The organism is Achromobacter sp. 1011791174, assembly GCF_059760925.1.
In genome coordinates this window covers 19,252-40,986 of sequence record NZ_JCBANH010000054.1, presented here as the reverse complement: position 1 = coordinate 40,986, position 21,735 = coordinate 19,252, and the positions used below count along the sequence as shown (strand labels likewise).

The following is a 21,735-nucleotide window of genomic DNA, read 5'->3' as shown; positions in this document are numbered from 1 at the left end:
GTCGCCGCGGCCGCCGGCGACGCGTATCCCAACAAGCCCATCCGCTTCATCGTGCCCGCGGCCGCGGGCGGCCCCACGGAAATCGTCACCCGCCTGCTGGCCGAGCGCATGACCCAGAGCATGGGCGTGCCTGTCATTGTCGAGGCCAAGCCCGGCGCCGGCGGCAACATCGGCGCGGACGCCGTGGCCAAGGCCGCGCCCGATGGCTACACCATCCTGATGGGCACGATCGGCACCAACGCCATCAACCAGACGCTGTACAAGTCGATGCCGTACCAGCCGCTGAAGGATCTGGTGGCGGTGACCCAGGTCGTGTCCTACCCGCTGGTGGTGGTGGTCAACCCCAAGCTGCCGATCAACTCGGTGGCCGACCTGATCGCCTATGCCAAGTCCCATCCGGGTGAACTCAACCGGGCCTCGGGCGGCAGCGGAACGTCGATGCACATGTCGGGCGAACTCTTCAACGAGATGGCGGGCATCAAGATGCAACACATCCCCTACAAGGGCAGCCTGCCGGCGTTGACGGATGTGATGGGCGGACAGGCCGATCTGGCGTTCGACAGCCTGGTCATCGCCCAGCCCTTGATCAAGGCGGGCAAGCTGCGCGCCATCGCCGTCACTGGGCCCAAGCGCTCGCCGGCCGAGCCGGACGTGCCTTCGGTATCGGAAACGCTGCCCGGCTATGCGATGACGTCCTGGATCGGCGTGTTCGCGCCGGCGGGCACGCCGCGCCCGGTGGTGGATCGTCTTCAGCAGGAGATCGCCAAGGCCCTGGCCGACCCCAAGGTCAAGGCGCAGCTCACCTCGCAGGCCGCCGATCCGGTCGCCAGCACACCCGATGAATTCGCCCGGTTCACGACAGAGGAAACCGAGAAATGGGCGCCCGTGGTCAAGGCGTCCGGCGCCTCCGTTTCCTGAACTTCCGCCAAGGAATCCCTATGTTGCCCATCGATTTCCAGGCCCGCCGCAAACGGGTCGCCCAGCACGCGCGCGAACTCGGTTTCGACGCCTATCTCGGCACCCGCCAGGGCGCCTTGCACTATCTGAGCGGGGCGTTCATGCCCTGGCGCGGCGCCGTGCTGGTCACGGCTTCGGGCCACTGCGAGTTCATCTATTGGGCCATGGACGCCGCGCGCGTGCGCGCCGAAGGCCACGACATGGACGTGCATGAATTCGAGTTCGCCGATTTTCCGCAGCTGATCCGCCAGCGGCTGGAGCACCACGGCCTGGCGCAGGGCAAGGTCGCCCTGGACCTGGCGCATCCGGGCGCCGCGCAGATCGCGCCGGGCATGCTGACCGCTGCCGAGTTCTTCTCCCTGTCCGGGCAATTGCCCAAGGCCCGGTTCGAGAACGGGGTGGATGTGATCGACGATCTCATGTTGATCAAGGATGCCGCCGAGATCGAGCGCCTGCGCCATGCCGCCGAAGTGTCCGACTATGGTTTCGAGCAGGGCATGAATGCCGTGCGGGCCGGCGCCACCGAAAATGAAATCGCCGGCGAGATCGAACGCGCCATCCGGCGGCGCGGCAGCACCTGGTCCTGGGCGGTGACGGGCGGCACCGAGGTGGGGGCGGGCGAACGCACCGGCTTCCTGCGCGGCGTCACGCAGCAGGCAACCGACCGACCCATCGGGCGCGACGAATTCGTCATCCTGGACCTGCATCCGCTGCTGGATCTGTACATGGCCGATACGGCGCTGCCGATCTTCCTGGGGCGGCCGACCGGGGCGCAGGCTGCCTTGATTGATTGCTGGGAGGAAACCGTGCAGACCATGCTCGCCGCGCTGACGCCGGGGCGCGCCATCGCCGACTGCGCGCGGCGCGGCATCGCCGTGTTTGAAAAGCATGGGCTCGCCGAGTTCGGCCTGCCCCTGTTCGGCCACGGCCTGGGCACCTGCGCCCGTACCCGTCCCTTCATCAACCTGCGCAGCCACGACGAGGTCACGCCGGGCATGGTGGTGGCATTGGGCACGCACCTGTACCGGCCCGGCCTGGGCGGCATGCGGCTCGAATACCCCGTCCTGATCGGTGAGCACGGCGCCGAGCCGCTGCTGCGCACCGAGGCCCGCGTCCATCGCCTGCCTTGAACCCATTCTTCGGAGCCCGAACATGAAAGCCCAAGCTCTCAGTCCGCTCATCGGCGCGGAAGTGCGCGGCGTGGATCTCGAAACGCTGGACGACGCGGCCTTTGTCGCCGTGAACGAACTGTTCCTGAAGCATCAGCTGCTGGTCTTCAAGGATCAGCAGCTGTCGCCGGAAGGGCAGCTGCGCTTCAGCCGCCGCTTCGGCGAACTGGATATCCACGTGCTGGCCCAGTACAACCATCCCGAGTACCCCGAGATCTTCGTGCTGTCGAACGAAGTCAAGAACGGCGTGCCCGCGGGCATTGCCGACGGCGGTTCCTACTGGCATTCGGATTTCGCCTTTCGCGAATGTCCCGCCAAGGCCACCATCCTGAACGCGCAGACCATTCCGCCCGAAGGCGGCAATACGCTGTTCATCAACATGTACCGCGCCTACGACACGCTGGACGATGCGATCAAGGCGCAGCTGGACGGATTGAAGGCCGTGCATCGGTATCGCCCGCGCAGCAGCCGCGCCGACGAGGGCACCCGCGTGGTGATGGATGCGACGCAATTGGCGGAGACACCGGACGTGGAACATCCCATCGCGCGCACCCACCCGGAGACGGGGAGGAAAGCGCTGTACGTGCATCCCGGCATGACCGCCGAGGTGGCGGGGTGGGGCGCAGAGGACAGCCGGGAGCTGCTGGAACGCCTGTTCGCGCATTGCACCCAGCCGGAATCTCAGTACGCGCTGCAGTGGTCGCCGGGCGATGTCGTGATGTGGGACAACCGCTGCGTGATGCACAAGGCGACCACGCGGGAGCTGCCGGCCAGCCTGCGGCGGACGATCTATCGGACCACGGTCATGGGCGAGCGTCCGGTATAGGCCATGACGCGTCCCGCCCGCGCCGATCCCTGCCAGGCCATCGGCGAGACCAGGATCGAGAGCATGGCGCTGGACGGCGGCGGTCGCATCGCGCCGGCGCGCGTGGCCTGGCGCCGCTACGGGCCCGAGCCGGCGCAGGCCCGCGCCGTCGTGCTGCTGCTGCACGGCATCTCCGGCAGCCAGCAGGCGCTCGCGCCTGTCAGCGGGGAAGTCCATCCTGATGCGGGATGGGCATCCGGGTGGCTGGGGCCCGGCGCCGCGCTGGATACGCGCCATACCTGCGTGCTGGCGCCCAATGCGTTGGGCTCGTGTTTTGGCAGCAGCGCGCCGGATGCGGAATTGCCCGCCTCGTTTCCCGACTTCACCATCACCGACAGCGTGCGCCTGCAGGGGCTGTGGTTGCGCGCGCTGGGCGTTGCGCGGCTGGATGCGGTGGTGGGCTATTCCTACGGCGGCTATCAGGCGTTCCAGTGGGCGCTCGATCCGCCCGTGCCGCTCGGGCGGGCGCTGGCGCTGGCGTCCGGGCCGCGCGGCGGCGGCAGTTGGAGCGACGTGATCGCGTTGCGGCGCCTGGCCGCCGCGCGGCGGGCCGGCGATGCCTTGGCGCAAGAGCAGTGGGTCGCGGCGCGGCGGGACGCCTTGATGCGCTATGGCCGGGGCCTGTGGTTGGCCGATGCCGGCGCGCCCGAGCCCGGGCAGGCGCTGGACGCCGAGGCGCGCGCCTGGGCGGCGCGCTTTTCGCCCTGGTCGATGGCCGCCTTGCGGGCGGCAGCCTGCCGCCATGACGTCCGCCACGCGCTCGCGTCCTTGCGCGCGCCGTTGTACTGGCTGCGCTGCGCGTCGGACCTGCTGTTTCCGCCCGGCGATGAAACCGCCTTGCCGCCCTGCGTGCATCCCATGACGGTGGCCGGACGCTATGGCCATGCCTCGCCCGCGCTGGAAGGGCCGCTGTGGGATGCCTGCCTGCGCCGGGCGCTGGCCTGAATGCGGCGGAGCTGGCCGCTGTCGGCGCCAGGCCGCGGACGAAAAAAAACTGCCCGCATGCGCGGGCAGTTCTTCCTGGGCGATCAGCCGATCCTTACTGGATCTTGGCCTTTTCGCGCAGGTCCTTCTGGTAGTCGGCCAGGGTTTGCTGGCGCAGCATTTCCTCGATCTGCGGGCGCACCTGATCCAGCGGCGGGAACTGCACCGGGCGGGTGTCGTCGACCTGGATGATGTGCCAGCCGAACTGCGTCTGGACGGGCTTGTCGACCAGTTGGCCCTTCTTCAGCTGCGTGACGGCCTGAGCGAAAGGCTGCACGTAGTTGGTCGGGGGAGCCCAACCCAGGTCGCCACCCTTTTCGGCGCTGCCGGGATCCTTGGAGTTCTTCTTGGCCAGATCGTCGAACTTGCCCTTGTTGCCCTTCAGTTGGGTCAGCAGGTCGTTGGCGGTCTTTTCGTCTTCAACCAGGATGTGGCGGACCTTGTACTCCATCTTGCCCGCTTGTTCCTTCTTGATCTTTTCGTACTCGGCCGTGACCTTGGCGTCCGACACCGGGTGCTTGGCCAGATAGTCGGCCATCAGCGCGCGCACCAGGATGCCCTGGCGAGCCAGTTCGATCTCGGTCTGCACGTCGGCCTGCTTGGCGATGCCGTTGGATTCGGCGGCCTGCACGAAGATCTGGCGGTTGATCATTTCCTGCTTGACCTGCTCGCGCAGCTGCGGGGAATCCGTGGCGCCCTGGGTGACCAGAAGCTTGACGAATTGATCCAGGCTCTTCTGCGGAATGGCCTTGCCGTTGACGGTTGCCACGTTCTGGGCAAAAGCCGGCAGGGCGATGGCGCAAGCGGCGGCCAGCATGACGATGCGTTTCATGAAAGTCCTTTTACCTTCTATTTGGGAGCCTGTGCGTCTAGCGCAAGCGCATGGATCGGATAGGGGATCAAATCTTGCAAATGATGATACACCAGCCTATGGCGGGCGACGGCGGACTGCCCGGCGAAGCAGGGCGCCACAATCAGCACGCGGTAGTGGCCGGCGCCGTTTTTACTTCCTTCATGGCCTGCGTGCAAATAGGACTCGTCTTGAATTTCAAGACTGACCGGTTCCAGCGCGGCCAGGCGCTCCCGGATCAGGGCGATGCGGTCGGTGGTTTCTGACATGTTGGTAGGGTAGAGGTTCCGCCGTCGACCACCCGCGCGGGACGTCGATGGCGGAAAAAATGAGGGGTCAGGGTTGCGGCTTGCCGCCGGACGCGCCGGAATCGGACGACGTCTCTTCGCCGGGCTGGATATGTTTGCCCAGCCAGAGCGATTGGCCGATCACGAACACGATCATCAGGCCCATCAGGCCGAAGGCCTTGAAGCTGACCCATTGCGACTCGGTGAACTGGCCGGAGAAGGCCACGTACAGGTTGAGCGCGCCGGCCACCAGGAAGAAACCCGCCCAGACCAGGTTGAGCTTTTCCCAGGCCGGGTCGGGCAGCTGGATCTGCTTTTCCATCAGGCCGCGGATCAGGTTGCGGCGGAAGAACAGCCGCGCCAGCACCAGCGCGCCGCCGAACAGCCAGTACAGCACGGTCGGCTTCCACTTGATGAAGACATCGCTGTGCAGCCAGATGGTGGCGCCGCCGAACACCAGGATCACGGTCAGGTTGATCCAGTGCATGGCCTCGATGGCCTTGCCGGTGAGCTTGAGCCAGACGATCTGCAGCACGGCGGCCGCCATGGCGACGCCGGTGGCGATGAAGATGTCCGCATACCGGTAGGCGACAAAGAACAGGATCAGCGGGAACAGGTCGAACAGGAACTTCTTCATGCGGGGCTTCAGTCTTCCAGCGGTTCAAACGTCATCGACAGCGAATTGATGCAATAGCGCAGCCCGGTGGGCTCGGGGCCGTCGGGGAAGACGTGGCCCAGGTGAGCGTCGCAGATATTGCACAGCACCTCGGTGCGCACCATGCCGTGGCTGATGTCGCGCTCTTCACGCACCCGCGCCGGGTCGATCGGCTCGAAGTAGCTGGGCCAGCCACAGCCGGCGTCGAATTTGGTGTCGGAAGCGAACAGCGGCGTGCCACAGCCCACGCAGCGGTAGATGCCGTGGGTGAACGTGTTCCAGTAGCGGCCGGTGAAGGCGCGTTCCGTACCTTTTTGGCGGGCGACGACGTATTCTTCCGGTGACAGCTGGGCCCGCCATTCAGCGTCGGATTTGCGTACTTTGTCCATATATAGCGCTCTTGGAGTCCCGAGGCCCGGAATGGTTCGGGCATAATCCCGCCCCATGTTAATCCAGTTTGACCAGGTGGTCGTTTCCACGCCGCAAGCCGAGGTGCTGCGCGGGCTCAGCCTGACGCTGGCACAGCGCCGCGTCGGCATCGTCGGCCCGAACGGCGCCGGCAAGAGCACGCTGGCGCGCCTGCTCAACGGCCTGGCCTTGCCGACCTCGGGCCGGGTCAGCGTGGATGGGCTGGATACGCGCCAGGACCTGAAAGCCGTGCGGCGACGGGTCGGCTTCGTGTTTCAGAATCCCGAAAACCAGATCGTCTTTCCCATCGTGCGCGAAGACCTGGCTTTCGGCCTGAAACAGCTGGAACCCGACCGCGCCCGCCGCGAGGCCCGCATCGAGGATCAGTTGCAACGCCTGGGCGTGGCTCACCTGGCGGACCGGGCCAGCCACAGCCTGTCCGGGGGCGAGCGCCAGTTGGTCGCCCTGGCCGCGGTGCTGGTGATGGATCCGGCGCTGGTGGTGTTCGACGAACCGACCACCCAACTGGACCTGCGCAATCGCAACCGCGTCCGCGATGCGATCGCCGGGCTGGCCCACGACGCCGTCGTGGTCAGCCACGACCTGGCGCTGCTGGAGGATTTCGACCGGGTGCTGGTGATCGCCGATGGACGCGTCGCCGCCGACGACCAGCCGGCCGCCGCCCTGCGCTGGTACCGTGATCATTTCGCCTGAGGGCGGCCGCCCATGCTCGAACCGCTCTATATCGCAGGCAATTCCCGACTGCACCGGCTGCCTGCCGGACTGAAGCTGCTGGCGCTGTGCGCGGCGGGGGCGGGGCTGTTCGCGCTGCGCGATCCGCGCTGGCTGGGCCTGGCGTTGGCCGTGGCCGCCGGGTTGGTCTGGTCCAGCGGCGCCGGGGCCGCGCTGCTCTGGCGCCAATTGCGCGGCCTGGCGTGGGTTCTGCTGGCGCTGGGATTGTTCACCGGCTTTTTCCAAGGTTGGGTCGAGGCGCTGGCGGTGCTGCTGCGGGTCGGCGCGATGGTGGGGCTGGCGCTGGCCGTGACGCTGACCACGCGCACCGCCGATCTGATCGCGGTATGTGAATGGGCGCTGCTGCCCTTGCAGCGCCTGGGCCTGCTCGATGCCGGCAAGGTGGCGCTGGCCCTGGCGCTGGCGCTGCGCTTCGTTCCCGAGATCTGGCGCAATTTCCATGAGATCCGCGAGGCGCAGGCCGCGCGCGGGCTCGGCGCCAATCCCCTGGCGCTGATCGTGCCGCTGATCGTCCTGACGCTGAAGCGGGCGCAGGAAGTCTCCGAAGCCATCGACGCGCGCAGTCCCTGAACGCGACGCCTCTTGACCGCGCTTTCATCATCCGGGAAGAATCATCCGGGAAGAATCATCCGGGAAAATCGTCCCTAGGGAGGGGAATGCCATGAAATCCAACAATACCGTGCTGGTGGCGCTGTTCGCGGCGCTCATCGTGGTGCTGAGCCTGGTGCCGCCGATTCCGCTGCCGGCCATTCCGGTGCCGGTCACGCTGCAGACGCTGGGCGCCATGCTGGCCGGCGCCATGCTGGGGCCGGTGCGCGGGGCGCTGGCCTGCCTGCTGTATCTGGCGCTGGCGGCCATCGGCCTGCCGGTGCTGCCGGGTGGACGCGGCGGGATGGGGGCCTTCCTGGGGCCGACCGGCGGATTCCTGATCGGCATGCCGATCGGCGCCTTTGTCACGGGCTGGCTGGCGCGCCGGCTGGCGGGCCGGGCGCCTGGCACCTGGGCCGGCGTGGCGGGCTATGCGGTCGCCTGCGTGGTCGGTGGCATCGCGGTGGTGTATGCCTGCGGCGTGCCCTGGCTGGCCTCTGTCGCCAAGATGGACCTGGGCAAGGCGGCGCTGGCCGTGGCCGTGTTCGTGCCCGGCGATCTGATCAAGGCAGCCGTGGCCGCCTGGGTGGCGTCGCGCGTGGCGCGCGTCTGGCCCATGCCGGGCCGTTGAGGCTCGCGGGCGGACGCATGAGGACAGGGAATCCCCCAACTGACGCATGGGGGGCTTTCCAGTACAAGTTCGCCATTGACGAATGCGTTCGCTGAGTTTCGGTTTCCGTAGCACATCAGGGATTTACCGTAGTTGCGCCGCATCATGTGATACTGATTTAACCCTATAATATTTTTTTCTGTATAACTTTAACTAGGCTCGCTTCGCCTCAAACGAGGCACCAAAAGAAGAGCCGCCACAGGAGACAAAACATGCGCAAGCATTTCGGCTTGACCGCGGCCGCCGCCGCCGTTGCCCTGACCCTTCCGCTGCTGGCCAGCGCCCAGGTCAAGGTCGGCGTGACGGTGTCCAGCACCGGCCCCGCCGCCTCGCTGGGCATCCCCGAGCGCAACACGGTCGCCCTGCTGCCGAAGGAAGTGGCCGGCCAGAAGATCGAATGGATCGTCCTGGACGACGCCACCGACACGACGCAAGCCGTCAAGAACTCGCGCAAGCTCGCCTCCGACGACAAGGTAGACGTGCTGATCGGCACGTCGGTGACGCCGGGCTCGCTGGCCATGGTCGACGTGGCCGCCGAAGCCAAGGTGCCGATGATCAGCGTGGCCGCCAGCGCCAAGATCGTCGAGCCGGTCGACGACAAGCGCCGCTGGGTCTTCAAGACTCCGCAGAACGACGCCCTGATGGCCGGCGCGCTGGCCGACGCCATGTCCAAGTCCAAGGTCAAGACGCTGGGCTTCATCGGCTTCGCCGACGCCTACGGCGACGGCTGGCTGGACGTGATGCAGAAGGCCGCCAAGGCCAAGGGCATCGAGATCGTCTCGATCGAAAAATACAGCCGCACCGACACCAGCGTGACCGGCCAGGTCCTGAAGCTGGTCGGCGCCAAGCCCGACGCCATCCTGATCGCCGGCGCCGGCACGCCCTCGGCCCTGCCGCAAAAGGAACTGCGCGCGCGTAACTATGGCGGTGTGATCTATCAGACCCACGGCGCCGCCAACAACGATGTGCTGCGCGTCTGCGGCAAGGATTGCGACGGCATGTTCCTGCCGGCCGGCCCGCTGCTGGTCGCCGCTCAGCTGCCTGACAGCAACCCGGTCAAGAAGTCGGCCCTGGCCTACGTCGAGACCTACGAGAAGGCCCACGGCGCCGGTTCGACCAACACCTTCGGCGGCCATATGTGGGACGCCGGCCAGCTGGTCGTGGCCGCCTTGCCCGCCGCGTTGAAGACCGGCGCCAAGCCCGGCACGCCGGAGTTCCGCGTGGCCATGCGCGACGCGCTGGAAAGCATCAAGGACCTGCCCGCTTCCCAGGGCGTGTTCAACATGTCGCCCACCGACCACGCGGGCTTCGATGAACGCTCGCGCGTCATCGTCAAGGTCGAAGGCGGCAAGTGGGTGTACCAGCCGGGCCTGTAAGGCGCGGCTCGCCTGTTCACAGGGCGCCCGCAAGCGGCGCCCGCGCCATGGGACGCGCCGGCCGGAACACCCAAGCAATCACAAGGTAGTTGTTCGATGGATTCCTCAATTGCGCTGATTCTGCTGCAGGACGGTGTGGTCAACGGCGCTATCTATGCCCTCCTGGGCATGGCTCTGGTGCTGGTTTTCGCCGTCACGCGCGTCATCTTCATTCCCCAGGGCGAGTTCGTGGCGTTCGGCGCGCTGACGCTGGCCATGCTGGTCGACGGCAAGGTGCCCGGCACCGCCTATCTGCTGCCCCTGCTGGGCGTGGTCGCGCTGGCGCTGGAAGTGCTGCGCGCCGTGCGCACCCGCAACGCCGCCGGGCTGCCCAAGGCCTTTGTCGCCTGTCTCGTCCTGCCGCTCGCGCTGCTTTGGCTGACGCAGAGCTATGTCGCGCCCGGCACGTCGCTGTGGCTGAACATGCTGCTGACGCTGGCGCTGGTCATTCCGATGGGCCCGATGGTCTATCGCATCGTCTATCAGCCGCTGGCCGAAGCCACTGTGCTGGTGCTGCTGATCGTGTCGGTGGCCGTGCACTTCGCGCTGACCGGCCTGGCCCTGGTGTTCTTCGGCGCCGAAGGCTGGCGCACGCCGGCGTTCGTGAGCGGCCAGGTGGACCTGGGCTTCATGACCTGGTCGGCCCAGAGCCTGTTCGTGGTCGCGACCTGCGCCATCCTGATCGTCGGCCTGTGGCTGTTCTTCGGCAAGACGCTGTACGGCCGCGCGCTGCGCGCCACCGCCGTCAACCGTCGCGGCGCGCGCCTGGTGGGCATCAGCACCACCATGTCGGGCAGCCTGACCTTCACGCTGGCCACCGCCATCGGCGCGATGTCGGGCATGCTGATCGCTCCGATCACCACGGTCTATTACGACACCGGCTTCCTGATCGGCCTGAAGGGCTTCGTCGGCGCCATCATCGGCGGCCTGGCGAGCTATCCCGTGGCGGCCGCCGGCTCGCTGCTGGTGGGCGTGCTGGAATCGTTCTCGTCGTTCTGGGCCAGCGCCTACAAGGAAGTCATCGTCTTCACCCTGATTATCCCGGTTCTGGTCTGGCGTTCGTTCAGCAGCCATCACGTGGACGAAGAGGAATAAACGTCATGAACCGCATCTTGCTTATCGTCTTCGTCGTCGCGTTGGCGGCGCTGCCGCTGGTGCCGGCCACGCCCGAGTTCTGGGTGACCCAGCTGAACTACATCGGGCTGGCCAGCCTGGTGGTGCTGGGCCTGGTGCTGCTGACCGGCGTGGGCGGCCTGACCTCGTTCGGCCAGGCGGCCTTCGTCGGCCTGGGCGCCTACACCACGGCCTTCCTGACCACCCAGTACGACGTGTCGCCGTGGCTGGCCCTGCCGGCCGGCCTGGTGCTGACCGGCGTGGTCGCCTACCTGGTGGGCGCGATCACGCTGCGCCTGTCCGGCCACTACCTGCCGCTGGGCACCATCGCCTGGGGGCTGTCGCTGTACTTCCTGTTCGGCAACATCGACTGGCTGGGCAAGCACGACGGCATCGCCGGCATCGAGCCCATCAGCATCTTCGGCATCTCGCTGGCCAGCGGCCGTCACATCTATTTCCTGATCTGGGCCTTCGTGCTGCTGGCGCTGCTGGCCACGCGCAACCTGCTGAACTCGCGTCCCGGGCGCGCCATCCGCGCGCTCAAGAGCGGCGCGGGCATGGCCGAGTCCATGGGCGTGAACACGGCCGCGTACAAGGTCGTGATCTTCGTCTGGGCCGCGCTGCTGGCCTGCGTGTCGGGCTGGCTGTATGCGCACATGCAGCGCGCCGTCAGCCCCAGCCCGTTCGGCATCAACTACGGCATCGAGTACCTGTTCATGGCGGTGGTCGGCGGCGCCGGCTACGTCTGGGGCGCGCTGCTGGGCTCGACCGTCATCCTGGTGCTGAAGGACCAGTTGCAGAACTGGCTGCCCAAACTGCTGGACACCAACGCCAACTTCGAGATGATCGTCTTCGGCGTGCTGCTGATCCTGATGCTGCAATACGCGCGCAACGGCCTGTGGCCGATCCTGGCCAATTGGTGGGATGGCCTTACCGGCGCCGACGGCTCGCGCCGCAACCTGGCGCCGCCGGCGCCCGCGCCCGCCTTGCCGGCGCGCCAGCGTCCGCAACCCGGCCAGGTCGTGCTGGAAGTGGATGCCATCCGCAAGGAATTCGGCGGCCTGGTGGCGGTCAACGACATCAGCTTCAAGGTCAGCTCCGGCGAGATCATGGGCCTGATCGGCCCGAACGGCGCCGGCAAGAGCACCACCTTCAACCTGATCAGCGGCGTGCTGCCGGTCACGCGCGGCCAGGTCCGCTTCATGGGCGAGCGCATCGACAACCGCTCGGCGCGCGAGATCGCCAAGCTGGGCGTGGGACGCACCTTCCAGCACGTGCAGCTGTTGCCGGGCATGACGGTGCTGGAGAACGTGGCGCTGGGCGCGCACCTGCGCTCTGACGTGGGCGTGCTGGCTGGCGCGCTGCACAGCGACCGCGCCCGCGAAGCCCAGCTGCTGCACGAGGCGGCCGAGCAGGTCAAGCGCGTGGGCCTGGGCGAGTACCTGTACGAGCAGGCGGGCAACCTGGCCCTGGGCCAGCAGCGCATCCTGGAGATCGCGCGCGCGCTGGCCGCCGATCCGGTGCTGCTGTTGCTGGACGAACCCGCAGCCGGCCTGCGCTACAAGGAAAAGCAAGACCTGGCCCGCGTGCTGGAACAATTGCGCGCCGAAGGCATGAGCATTCTGCTGGTTGAACACGATATGGATTTTGTGATGCGCCTGACCAACCACCTGGTGGTGATGGATTTCGGCACCAAGCTGGCCGAAGGCGTGCCGGCCGAGGTGCAGCAGAACCCGGCGGTGCTGGAAGCCTACCTGGGCGGCATCGACGACGACCTGCCCGAGGCCGACCAGGCCAAGCCCGTTGCCGCCGGAGGTGTGCAATGAGCGCGCAACAGAAACCGGTGCTGGAAGTCAGCAACCTGTCGGCCCGCTACGGCAAGGTCGGCGCGCTGGTCGGCGCCACGCTGACCGTGCCGGCCGGTAGCATCGTCACCGTGATCGGCGCCAACGGCGCCGGCAAGTCCACCATGTTGAACGCGGTGATGGGTTCGCTGCCGCACACCGGCCATGCCGCCGGCGCGGTGTACTATTCGGGCACCGATGTGTCGGGCTGGCAGGTCGAGCGCCGCGTGGCCGCGGGCATGTCGCTGGTGCCGGAGCGCCGCGAGCTGTTCGGCACCATGTCGGTCGAGGACAATCTGCTGCTGGGCGGTTTCCGCCGCTACCGCGCGCGCGAGAGCGGCTGGCGCGACACGCTGAACGAAGTGTTCGACCTGTTCCCGCGCCTGCGCGAGCGCCGCGCCCAGCAGGCCGGCACGCTGTCGGGGGGCGAGCGCCAGATGCTGGCGGTGGGCCGCGCGCTGATGGCCAAGCCCCAGCTGCTGATGCTGGACGAGCCCAGCCTGGGCCTGGCGCCGCGCATCGTGCGCGAGATCTTCCACATCATCGCGCGCCTGCGCGAGACCGGCGTGGCTATCCTGCTGGTCGAGCAGAATGCGCGCGCCGCGTTGCAGGTGGCCGATTACGGCTACGTGCTGGAAACCGGCGAAGTCACGCTGCACGGCCCGGCCCGCGAGCTGGCCGGCGATCCCAAGGTCATCGAGAGCTATCTCGGCCTGGGCAAGGGCGGCGACAAGTCCGAAGGCTGATCGCCTCTGAAGCCGCGGCGGCCGGGCCGTCGCGGCGGGCGCTTCAGCGCTCGAATACCTCCACCACGCGGAAGCGCTCGCAGGCGAGCAGCATGTCGGGGCGGTAGCCGCCGTTGCGCTCGAAGTAGGCGATGTGCCCGTCGCGCCACGCTTCATACGGGCCTTCCCCCTCCGCCACCGCGAAGGCTTCGTCCACCTGGTCGAAGCGCTGGATCACCACACTGACCGTCTCGATCACGCAGGCTGGGCGGCCCTGGCCGTCCAGCACCACGTCGCGCCGGCCCACCGTCGGCGCCGGTTCCTTGTCGTTGAAGTCGCGCATCGCGCCGCACGTGGCGGTCTTGGCGCCGGACAGCACCAGGGCCAGCAGCTCGTCGGCCAGTTCGGGGCTGTCGCCGAACTGGAAGGTCACGGCGTTCTCGTAAGGGGCGGGCGGTTTCATGCGGGGAGATTCCAATCCAGTATCAGTTCCTGGCCCATGGCGGGGTCCGAGGTCGAGGGTTTGCCGGTTTCCAGGCGTCCGGCCAGGCGGCGCAGGAAGGTGGCGGCGGGCGTGTCCGTCAGCGTGACGGCGCAGTCGTACCAGCCGCCCAGGCGGCCGACGTCCCAATCGCATTGCGACGTGGCGCCCGCGGCCACGCGCCGCGTCTGCGCGCGTTGCCCATAGGCGGCGTCCGCGATATGGAACTCGACGGCGCGTTTGCCCGGGTTGGTCAACGTCAGGCGCAGGAGTGCGCCGGGCGCATCATAGCTGGCCTGGATGTCTGGCGCGGCCTGCGCGCCGGCGGCGAGACGTCCGGCGAAGTGGCGATGGAAACCGTTGGGGCCCAGCACCCACAGGTCATAGCGGCCGTCGTCCGTCGCCGTGTCCCAGATGCCGTCCAGGCGCTTGCCGGCCTCGACGGTATAGCGCCGTGGTCCGCGCTCCAGATGCAGCCGGTCGTAGACATGCAGCACGGCGCCGGCCGCGCCGGGATTGTCCAGGCGCAGCGTCAGCGCGTGGTCGCGCGCTGTCGCATGCGCGTGCAGCGCATAGGGCAGGGCGCGCGAGGGCCGCAGGCCGGGCTGCTGGCGGGCGGGCGGCGGCTGGTCCGGCGCGGTGGGCGTGGCGGTGCCGGGCAGCGCGGCCGCGCGCGCGGCCCGCGCGGCGGGTGCCGGCAGGGTTGTTCCGGGAACGGCGGGCTCGCTCGCGCTGAAGTCGAACAGCGAGGTCAGGTCGCCGCAGACGGCGCGGCGCCAGGGCGAGATGTTGGGTTCGGCCACGCCGAAGCGTTGCTCGATGAAGCGCAGCACCGAGGTGTGGTCGAAGACCTGCGAGTTGACCCAGCCGCCGCGCGACCAGGGCGACAGCGCGTACATGGGCACGCGTGGTCCCAGGCCATAGACGCCGTGCCGATGCGCGGGCGTATCGTCGGATTCCACGCCCGCGATGATCTCGTGGTATTCGCCGCGCGTGTCCACCGTCGAGGCGCCGGCCAGCGCGCCGCGCGCATCGCGCGAGGGCGGGGCGGGCGGCGGCATGTGGTCGAAGAAGCCGTCGTTCTCGTCGAACATCAGCAGCAGCACCGTGCGGCTCCAGACCTGTGGATTGGCGGTCAGCGCGTCCAGCACGCGCGCCACATAGTCGGCGCCCTGGGCCGGGCTGGACGGGCTGGGATGCTCGGAGCCGGCCTTGGTGGGGCAGATCCACGATACCTGCGGCAGCGTGCCGTCCAGCGCGTCCTGGCGCAGCCGGTCCAGGCCGTGCGTGCTCAGCGCCTTTTCGCGCAGCGCCGCCAGCGAGCCGGGCAGGCCCTGATAGGCGTCGCGGTAGGCCTTGAAGCCGGCGGTGGGATTGAGCGCGTAGTTGTCCGCCATGTCCTGGTAGATGCGCCAGCGGATGCCGGCGCGTTCCAGCCGTTCCGGATAGGTGGTCCAGGTGTAGGCGCCCGCAGGGTCGCCGCCGGTGAGCTTGTTGTAGGTGTTGCCCATGGCGGGGCCATGGCCGCGTCCGGCGCCGTCGTTGGTGCCTGTCCACAGGAACAGCCGGTTGACGTTGGTGCCGCCGGTGAACGAGCAATGGTAGGCGTCGCAGACGGTGAAGGCGCGCGCCAGCGCGTACTGGAAGGGCAGGTCCGCCTCGGCGTAGTACGCCATCGAGTGATTTTTCTTGGCCGCCGGCCAGAAGCCCATGCGGCCGTCGTCCCAGGCCTGCTGGGCGTTGGACCAGGTGTGCGGCGTGCTGGCGATGCGCATGGCCTCGAAGGCCGCGCGCGTGTCCAGGCGGAACGGCAGCACGGTGCGCGGGCCGCCGTCAGTGCTGTCGTTGTACTGCGACCAGACGCTGCGGCGTTCGTGTTCGGGGCTGGCGGGAACCGGAATGGGGAAGCGGTCGCCGAAGCCGCGCACGCCGGCCAGGCCGCCGAAATAATGGTCGAACGAGCGGTTCTCCTGCATGAGGACCACGATGTGTTCGACGTCGCGCAGCGTGCCGCTGCGCCGGTCGGGTTCGATCGCCAGCGCCCGTCGGATGGCCGCGGGAAACAGGCCGAGCGCGCCGGCGGCGCCCGCGAGCGCGGCGCCGGTGCGCAGGAAGTCGCGTCTGTTCGACATGAAGCCTCCCAGCGGGCGCCGCCGCCCGCGGCGGATGGGGTGTCAGCGCTTGCGCGTGCTTTCCGCGTAGTCCATGTAGAGCCTGTGGGCGCGGCGCGCCAGCGGGCCGTATTCCTGCGTGCGATCCTCGACGCGGTTGACGTGCACCACCTTGCCGTAATTGCCCGAGGAGAACACCTCGTCGGCCGATTCCACGTCGGCGCGCGTCAGGCTGCGCTCCTGCACTTCGACGCCGTCGGCCTTGAGCAGCGCCAGCACGCGGCGGCGCGTGATGCCGTTCAGGAAGGTGCCGTTGTCGACGGGCGTGCTGACGACGCCGTTCTTGGCGATCCACAGGTTGCTGGTGGCGAACTCGGCGATGTTGCCGTCGCCATCCAGCATGATGGCGTTGTCGAAGCCACGGTTGGCCGCGTCGCGGATGGCGCGCTGGCCGTTCGGATAGAGGCAGGACGCCTTGGCGTCGGTGGGCGCCATGTTGGACCAGGAGCGCGCGAAGCTGGAGAAGCAGGCCGAGAAGCCCTGTTCGCCGGGCATCGGCACCTTGAACACATGCAGCACGAATTGGGTGCGGTCGGCGTCGGGCAGCAGGAAGCCGTCGGCGCAGTAGAACATCGGCTTGATGTACAGCTCGGTGCCTTCGGGGAACTTGGCGACGGCCTGCAGGCACAGGTCCTGGATCGCTTCCCAGCCGAGCTGCGGCTTCATCAGCATCTTCTCGGCCGAGCGCACCACGCGCTGGCAGTGCAGGTCCAGGTCGGGCGTGAGGCCGCGGAACGCGCGCGCGCCGTCGAACACCATGCTGGCCATCCAGAAGGCATGGTCGGCCGGGCCGAGCAGCTTGGGGTTATCGGTGGTCCATTGACCGTCGTGCCAGTAAACGGCATCCATGTGTCTCTTCCTTGGTTGCGAATCAGGGGGCGCTTGCCGCGCCGAATCGTGAGGATACATGAGACGGCGCGGCCGGGCCGGGCGGCGCGGCCGGCTGGCGGGTTGCATGGGCGGTTGCCGCGATGCAAAAAAACCAGGGCCGCGAATCGCGGCCCCGGTTTCTCGGACGAAATGGCGGACGGCGTCAGGCGCGCGCGGCGCGGCGGCGTTCGGCAAACGCCGCCAGCTCGCCCACGATGCCGCGACGGAACGCCAGCACGCAGATCACGAAGATCAGGCCGATCACGATGGTGACCGACTCGCCCAGGCGCAGGAACCAGTCCACGCCGGTCAGCTTGGCCAGGGCCTGGCCGAAGTCGCCGACCTTGTTCTCCAGCAGCACGACGATGAAGGCGCCCAGGATCGGGCCGGTCAGCGTGCCCAGCCCGCCGATCAGCGTCATCAGGATGACCAGGCCCGACATCTGCCAGGTGGCGTCGGACAGCGTCGCCGACACGAACACCAGCGTCTTGGTGGCGCCGGCCAGGCCGGCGATGGCGGCCGACAGCACGAAGGCCAGCAGTTTGAAACGGTCTACGTCATAGCCCAGCGAGATCGCACGCGGCTCGTTCTCGCGCAGCGCCTGCAGCACCTGGCCAAAGGGCGAGTGCACCGTGCGCCAGATGATGTAGAAGCCGATGATGAAGATGCCCATCACCACGTAGTACAGGTTCAGGTCCTTGGACAGATCCAGCATGCCCAGCAGGGTGCCGCGCGGCACGCTTTGCAGCCCGTCCTCGCCGCCGGTGAACTTGGCCTGCAGGAAGAAGAAGAACACCATCTGCGCCAGCGCCAGCGTGATCATGGCGAAGTAGATGCCGCTGCGGCGGATGGCCAGCGCGCCCATCGCCAGGCCCAGCAGGGCGGCCACGCCCACGCCGAACAGCAGGCCCAGCTCGGTGGGCAGGCCCCATACCTTGAGCGCATGGCCGGCCGCGTAGGCGGCGCTGCCCAGGAAGGCCGCGTGGCCGAAGGACAAGAGGCCGGTGAAGCCCAGCAGCAGGTTGAACGCGCAGGCGAAGAGCGCATAGCACATGACCTTCATGGCGAAGATCGGATACACGCCGACGAAGGGAAGCATGGCCACCACGATGGCCAGCGCCGCATAGCCCAGGAATTGACGATTCATTTTTCTTTTCCGAACAGCCCGGCCGGGCGGATCAACAGAACGATGGCCATGATGATGAAGACGACCGTGCTGGACGCTTCGGGCCAGAACACCTTGGTCAGGCCCTCGATCACGCCCAGGCCCAGGCCGGTGACGATGGCGCCCATGATGGAGCCCATGCCGCCGATCACCACCACCGCGAACACGACGATGATCAGGTTCGAACCCATCAATGGGGAAATCTGCAGGACCGGCGCGGCCAGCACGCCGGCAAAGCCCGCCAGCGCCACGCCGAAGCCATAGGTCAGCGTGATCATGCGCGGCACGTTCACGCCGAAGGCCTCGACCAGGCGCGGGTTCTCGGTGCCGGCGCGCAGCAGCGCACCCAGGCGGGTGCGTTCGATCACGAACCAGGTCGCCAGGCACACCACCAGCGAGGCCGCCACCACCCAGCCGCGGTAGTTGGGCAGGATCATGAAGCCGAGGTTGGTGGCGCCGCGCAGGGCGTCAGGCGTGGGGTAGGGCTGGCCCGACACGCCGTAGAAGCTGCGGAACAGGCCTTCGATGAGCAGGGTCAGGCCGAAGGTCAGCAGCAGGCCGTACAGGTGGTCGAGCTTGTACAGGTGCTTGAGCAGCAGTTTTTCGATGATGATGCCGAACAGGCCGACCACCAGTGGCGCCAGCAGCAGCATGATCCAGTAGTTCAACCCCAGGTACGACAGGCCCATCCAGGCGACGAAGGCGCCCAGCATGTAGAGCGCGCCGTGCGCGAAGTTGATGACGTTCAGCAGCCCGAAGATAACGGCCAGGCCGAGCGAGAGCATGGCATAGAAGGATCCATTGACCAGGCCCAGCAATAGCTGGCCGAACAGGGCCTGTATGGGGATGCCAAAAATGTCAGTCATCTTGTGAAAGTCCTGCGCGTACAGATGGAGGCGAGCAAATCCAAGAAGCGACCCGGCCGGATGGACCAGGTCGCCTCATGAGGGCGGTGAACAGGGTTTACTTCTTGACCAGCTTGCAGGTCGATTCGGACAGTTTGGTGTAGACCTCTTCGCCGGGCAGCGTGGCCACGACCTTGTAGTAGTCCCACGGGCCCTTGGACTCGGCGGGCGTCTTCACCTGCATCAGGTACATGTCGTGAATCATGCGGCCGTCTTCGCGCACATAGCCGCCCTGGGTGAAGAAGTCGTTGATCTTGTTCGACTTCATCCACTTCATCACGGTTTCGCCGTCGTCCGTGCCGGTGGCCTTGACCGCGTTCAGGTAGAAGGTCAGGGCGGAGTAGTCGCCGGCCTGCAGCATGGACGGCTTGCGGCCGACCTTTGCTTCGAACTTCTTGGACCAGGCGCGCGAGGCGTCGGACTGGTCCCAGTACCAGCCGTCGGTCAGGTACATGCCCTGCGTGGCTTGCAAGCCCAGCGAGTGCACGTCGTTGATGAAGACCAGCAGGCCGGCCATCTTCATGGTCTTGGTCACGCCAAATTCATTGGCGGCCTTGACCGAGTTGATGGTGTCGCCGCCGGCGTTGGCCAGGCCCAGGATCTGCGCTTTGGACGCTTGTGCCTGCAGCAGGAAGGACGAGAAGTCCGACGCGCCCAGCGGCGCGCGCACCTGGCCCTTCACTTCGCCGCCGGCGGCCTTGACCACCGCGATGGTGTCACGCTCCAGCGCGTGGCCGAAAGCGTAGTCGGCGGTCAGGAAGAACCAGCTCTTGCCGCCGTCCTTCACCACCGCCGAGCCGGTGCCGCGCGCCAGCGCCACGGTGTCGTAGGCGTAGTGCACGGTAAAGGGCGAGCACTGGGCATTGGTCAGGTCCGAGGCGCCCGCGCCGATGGCGATGAAGGGCTTTTTCTTCTCGGCGGCCACGCCGGCCATGGCCAGGCTGGTCGACGAGTTGGTGCCGGCGATGATGACGTCCACCTTCTGCTCGTCGAACCACTCGCGCACGCGCGCCGAGGCCACATCTGCCTTGTTCTGGTGGTCGGCCGAGACGACTTCGATCTTCTTGCCGTTGATCGAGCCGCCGGCGTCTTCGATCGCCATGCGCACGGCCTCCAGGCCGCCCTTGCCGTCGATGTCCGAATACACGCCGGACATGTCGGTGATGAAGCCGACGCGGATGACGTCGTCCGAGATGCCTTGCGCCTGGGCGGTGGCCCCGGCAAATCCCAGGCCGGCAGCGGCCAGTGCGGCAGTGATGGTGTGCAGCTTCATGGGATGACTCCTCTTCCCTTCGGTGTGTGGCGCCGGGAATTCCGGCGAAGACAGGCGGTTTGTTCTAGACGCCCAGCAACTCGTTGAGCGTGTCCTGTTTTTCTGCGAGTTCCGCGGCTTCGAAGTGCTCGACGATCTGGCCGTGCTCCATGACGTAGAAGCGATCGGCCAGCGGCGCGGCGAAGCGGAAGTTCTGTTCCACCATCACGATGGTATAGCCGCGCTGCTTCAGCGCCGTGATCATGCGGGCCAGGGCCTGCACGATGACCGGCGCCAGGCCTTCGGAGATCTCGTCCAGCAGCAGCAGGTTGGCGCCGGTGCGCAGGATGCGCGCCACCGCCAGCATCTGTTGTTCGCCGCCCGACAGGCGGGTGCCCGGGGAATGCCGGCGTTCCAGCAGGTTGGGGAACATGTCGTAGATCTCGGTCAGCGACATGCCGCCGCCGAGCGAACCGACCACCGGGGGCAGCAGCAGGTTTTCCTCGCAGGACAGGCTGGCGAAGATGCCGCGTTCCTCGGGGCAGTAGCCCACGCCCAGGTGGGCGATCTTGTAGGTGGGCAGGTCGATGGCCTCGGTGCCGTGGATGCGGACCGAGCCCTTGCGCGAGCCGGTCAGGCCGAGGATGGCCCGCAGCGTGGTGGTGCGCCCGGCGCCGTTGCGTCCGAGCAGCGTTACGACCTCGCCCTGGCCCACGCGCATATCCACGCCGTGCAGGATATGCGATTCCCCGTACCAGGCCTGCAGGCCCGAAATCTCGAGTGCCGGGGTGCTCATGCATGTGCTCCTTGCAATTCGCCTTCGGTGGTGCCCATGTAGGCCTGCATCACGGCGGGGTGGCGAGAGACTTCGGCATACGAGCCTTCCGCCAGCACCGATCCGCGCGCCAGCACGGTGATGGTGTCGGCGATCGACGACACCACGTTCATGTTGTGTTCGACCATCAGGATGGTGCGGCCGGCGCTGACGCGCTTGATCAGCTGGGTGACGCGGTCCACGTCCTCGTGGCCCATGCCCTGGGTGGGTTCGTCCAGCAGCATCAGCTCGGGCTCCATCGCCAGCGTGGTGGCGATTTCCAGCGCGCGCTTGCGGCCGTAGGGCAGGTTCACCGTGGTTTCATCGGCGAAGGCGCCCAGATCCACCTGTTCGAGCAGCTCGCGCGCCGGTGCGTTCAGCGAGGCCAGCTGCCTGTCGCTGCGCCAGAAGTGGAACGACAGGCCGGTCTTGCGCTGCAGGCCAATGCGCACGTTCTCCAATACGGTCAGGTGCGGGAACACCGCCGAGATCTGGAACGAGCGGATCACGCCGCGCCGCGCGATCTGCGCGGGACGTTCGCCGGTGATGTCGACGCCGTTGAACTTGATGGTTCCCGACGTGGGGGAAAGGAACTTCGTCAGCAGATTGAAGCATGTGGTCTTGCCCGCGCCGTTCGGCCCGATCAAGGCATGAATCTCGCCCCGCTTGATACGCAAATCGACCCCATTGACCGCGACGAAGCCGCGGAACTCCTTGGTGAGGCCTTTTGTCTCCAGGATCGTGTCGTCCATGTCGCTGCACCAGCGTTGTATTTATAAGAGTGCCATCCGCCG

Annotated in this window: 23 protein-coding genes; 11 read left to right on the top strand and 12 right to left on the bottom strand. The window is 67.4% G+C overall.

Translation table 11 applies throughout. The annotated features are described in order from the left end of the window. The 4 genes from AC6LJ5_RS18625 to AC6LJ5_RS18610 form a co-directional block, all read left to right on the top strand. The coding region (locus tag AC6LJ5_RS18625) for a Bug family tripartite tricarboxylate transporter substrate binding protein (protein WP_498141255.1) at window positions 1-918 on the top strand (918 nt) is incomplete at its 5' end. Between the two features lie 20 nt (window positions 919-938). Further along, window positions 939-2,087 (top strand): M24 family metallopeptidase, encoded by a 1,149-nt coding sequence (locus tag AC6LJ5_RS18620; protein WP_498141254.1) that lies wholly within the window; start codon window positions 939-941, stop codon window positions 2,085-2,087. 22 nt (window positions 2,088-2,109) lie between these two features. After that, window positions 2,110-2,952, top strand: a complete 843-nt coding sequence (locus AC6LJ5_RS18615) for a TauD/TfdA dioxygenase family protein (protein WP_392409660.1) — start codon at window positions 2,110-2,112, stop codon at window positions 2,950-2,952. A 3-nt stretch (window positions 2,953-2,955) separates the two neighbouring features. Continuing rightward, window positions 2,956-3,936 carry an alpha/beta fold hydrolase gene (locus tag AC6LJ5_RS18610; protein ID WP_498141253.1) on the top strand — a complete coding sequence of 327 codons (981 nt, stop codon included), beginning with the start codon at window positions 2,956-2,958 and terminating at the stop codon, window positions 3,934-3,936. Window positions 3,937-4,030: 94 nt separating this feature from the next. Here AC6LJ5_RS18610 and AC6LJ5_RS18605 read toward each other — a convergent pair whose 3' ends face one another. The 4 genes from AC6LJ5_RS18605 to msrB form a co-directional block, all read right to left on the bottom strand. Continuing rightward, window positions 4,031-4,807 carry a peptidylprolyl isomerase gene (locus AC6LJ5_RS18605; protein WP_103273090.1) on the bottom strand — a complete coding sequence of 259 codons (777 nt, stop codon included), beginning with the start codon at window positions 4,805-4,807 and terminating at the stop codon, window positions 4,031-4,033. Between the two features lie 17 nt (window positions 4,808-4,824). Beyond that, entirely contained in the window at window positions 4,825-5,094 is a 270-nt protein-coding gene (locus AC6LJ5_RS18600; protein ID WP_103273091.1) for a BolA family protein, read from the bottom strand. A gap of 67 nt (window positions 5,095-5,161) precedes the next feature. After that, window positions 5,162-5,749: a septation protein A gene (locus tag AC6LJ5_RS18595; RefSeq protein WP_103273092.1), complete on the bottom strand. Its 588-nt coding sequence runs from the start codon at window positions 5,747-5,749 to the stop codon at window positions 5,162-5,164. Window positions 5,750-5,757: 8 nt separating this feature from the next. Then, entirely contained in the window at window positions 5,758-6,156 is a 399-nt protein-coding gene (gene msrB / locus AC6LJ5_RS18590; protein ID WP_103273093.1) for a peptide-methionine (R)-S-oxide reductase MsrB, read from the bottom strand. Window positions 6,157-6,211: 55 nt separating this feature from the next. On the opposite strand from msrB, the gene AC6LJ5_RS18585 reads away from it, so the two are divergent. From AC6LJ5_RS18585 to AC6LJ5_RS18555, 7 genes are all read left to right on the top strand, one after another. Then, the gene (locus AC6LJ5_RS18585) at window positions 6,212-6,889 is read left to right on the top strand and encodes an energy-coupling factor ABC transporter ATP-binding protein (protein ID WP_103273094.1); all 678 of its coding nucleotides are present in this window, start codon (window positions 6,212-6,214) and stop codon (window positions 6,887-6,889) included. 12 nt (window positions 6,890-6,901) lie between these two features. Next, window positions 6,902-7,498 carry an energy-coupling factor transporter transmembrane component T family protein gene (locus AC6LJ5_RS18580; RefSeq protein ID WP_392409657.1) on the top strand — a complete coding sequence of 199 codons (597 nt, stop codon included), beginning with the start codon at window positions 6,902-6,904 and terminating at the stop codon, window positions 7,496-7,498. 91 nt (window positions 7,499-7,589) lie between these two features. Continuing rightward, window positions 7,590-8,147: a biotin transporter BioY gene (locus AC6LJ5_RS18575; RefSeq protein WP_103273096.1), complete on the top strand. Its 558-nt coding sequence runs from the start codon at window positions 7,590-7,592 to the stop codon at window positions 8,145-8,147. 251 nt (window positions 8,148-8,398) lie between these two features. Then, window positions 8,399-9,562: an ABC transporter substrate-binding protein gene (locus AC6LJ5_RS18570; protein WP_392409656.1), complete on the top strand. Its 1,164-nt coding sequence runs from the start codon at window positions 8,399-8,401 to the stop codon at window positions 9,560-9,562. Between the two features lie 96 nt (window positions 9,563-9,658). Further along, window positions 9,659-10,696: a branched-chain amino acid ABC transporter permease gene (locus AC6LJ5_RS18565; protein ID WP_103273098.1), complete on the top strand. Its 1,038-nt coding sequence runs from the start codon at window positions 9,659-9,661 to the stop codon at window positions 10,694-10,696. 5 nt (window positions 10,697-10,701) lie between these two features. Further along, window positions 10,702-12,540, top strand: coding sequence for a branched-chain amino acid ABC transporter ATP-binding protein/permease (locus AC6LJ5_RS18560; protein ID WP_392410126.1), 1,839 nt, complete (start codon window positions 10,702-10,704; stop codon window positions 12,538-12,540). After that, window positions 12,537-13,304, top strand: a complete 768-nt coding sequence (locus AC6LJ5_RS18555) for an ABC transporter ATP-binding protein (protein ID WP_498141252.1) — start codon at window positions 12,537-12,539, stop codon at window positions 13,302-13,304. Before AC6LJ5_RS18560 ends, AC6LJ5_RS18555 begins: the two co-directional genes overlap by 4 nt. A gap of 43 nt (window positions 13,305-13,347) precedes the next feature. Here AC6LJ5_RS18555 and AC6LJ5_RS18550 read toward each other — a convergent pair whose 3' ends face one another. The 8 genes from AC6LJ5_RS18550 to AC6LJ5_RS18515 all read right to left on the bottom strand — a co-directional run bounded on the left by AC6LJ5_RS18550 (window position 13,348) and on the right by AC6LJ5_RS18515 (window position 21,693). Further along, window positions 13,348-13,746, bottom strand: a complete 399-nt coding sequence (locus tag AC6LJ5_RS18550) for an ASCH domain-containing protein (RefSeq protein WP_103273101.1) — start codon at window positions 13,744-13,746, stop codon at window positions 13,348-13,350. Then, the gene (locus tag AC6LJ5_RS18545) at window positions 13,743-15,896 is read right to left on the bottom strand and encodes a phosphocholine-specific phospholipase C (protein ID WP_498141251.1); all 2,154 of its coding nucleotides are present in this window, start codon (window positions 15,894-15,896) and stop codon (window positions 13,743-13,745) included. Before AC6LJ5_RS18545 ends, AC6LJ5_RS18550 begins: the two co-directional genes overlap by 4 nt. 42 nt (window positions 15,897-15,938) lie before the next feature. Further along, window positions 15,939-16,784, bottom strand: a complete 846-nt coding sequence (locus AC6LJ5_RS18540) for a branched-chain amino acid aminotransferase (RefSeq protein WP_498141250.1) — start codon at window positions 16,782-16,784, stop codon at window positions 15,939-15,941. Between the two features lie 184 nt (window positions 16,785-16,968). Continuing rightward, complete coding sequence (locus tag AC6LJ5_RS18535) at window positions 16,969-17,952, bottom strand: branched-chain amino acid ABC transporter permease (RefSeq protein WP_103273104.1); 984 nt, start codon at window positions 17,950-17,952, stop codon at window positions 16,969-16,971. After that, the gene (locus tag AC6LJ5_RS18530) at window positions 17,949-18,836 is read right to left on the bottom strand and encodes a branched-chain amino acid ABC transporter permease (RefSeq protein ID WP_103273105.1); all 888 of its coding nucleotides are present in this window, start codon (window positions 18,834-18,836) and stop codon (window positions 17,949-17,951) included. Before AC6LJ5_RS18530 ends, AC6LJ5_RS18535 begins: the two co-directional genes overlap by 4 nt. A gap of 97 nt (window positions 18,837-18,933) precedes the next feature. After that, the gene (locus AC6LJ5_RS18525; protein WP_103273106.1) at window positions 18,934-20,148 is read right to left on the bottom strand and encodes an ABC transporter substrate-binding protein; all 1,215 of its coding nucleotides are present in this window, start codon (window positions 20,146-20,148) and stop codon (window positions 18,934-18,936) included. 64 nt (window positions 20,149-20,212) lie between these two features. Then, a complete protein-coding gene (locus tag AC6LJ5_RS18520; RefSeq protein WP_103273107.1) occupies window positions 20,213-20,923 on the bottom strand; it encodes an ABC transporter ATP-binding protein in 711 nt (236 codons plus the stop codon). Continuing rightward, window positions 20,920-21,693 carry an ABC transporter ATP-binding protein gene (locus AC6LJ5_RS18515; protein WP_103273108.1) on the bottom strand — a complete coding sequence of 258 codons (774 nt, stop codon included), beginning with the start codon at window positions 21,691-21,693 and terminating at the stop codon, window positions 20,920-20,922. Before AC6LJ5_RS18515 ends, AC6LJ5_RS18520 begins: the two co-directional genes overlap by 4 nt. Window positions 21,694-21,735: the final 42 nt, after the last annotated feature.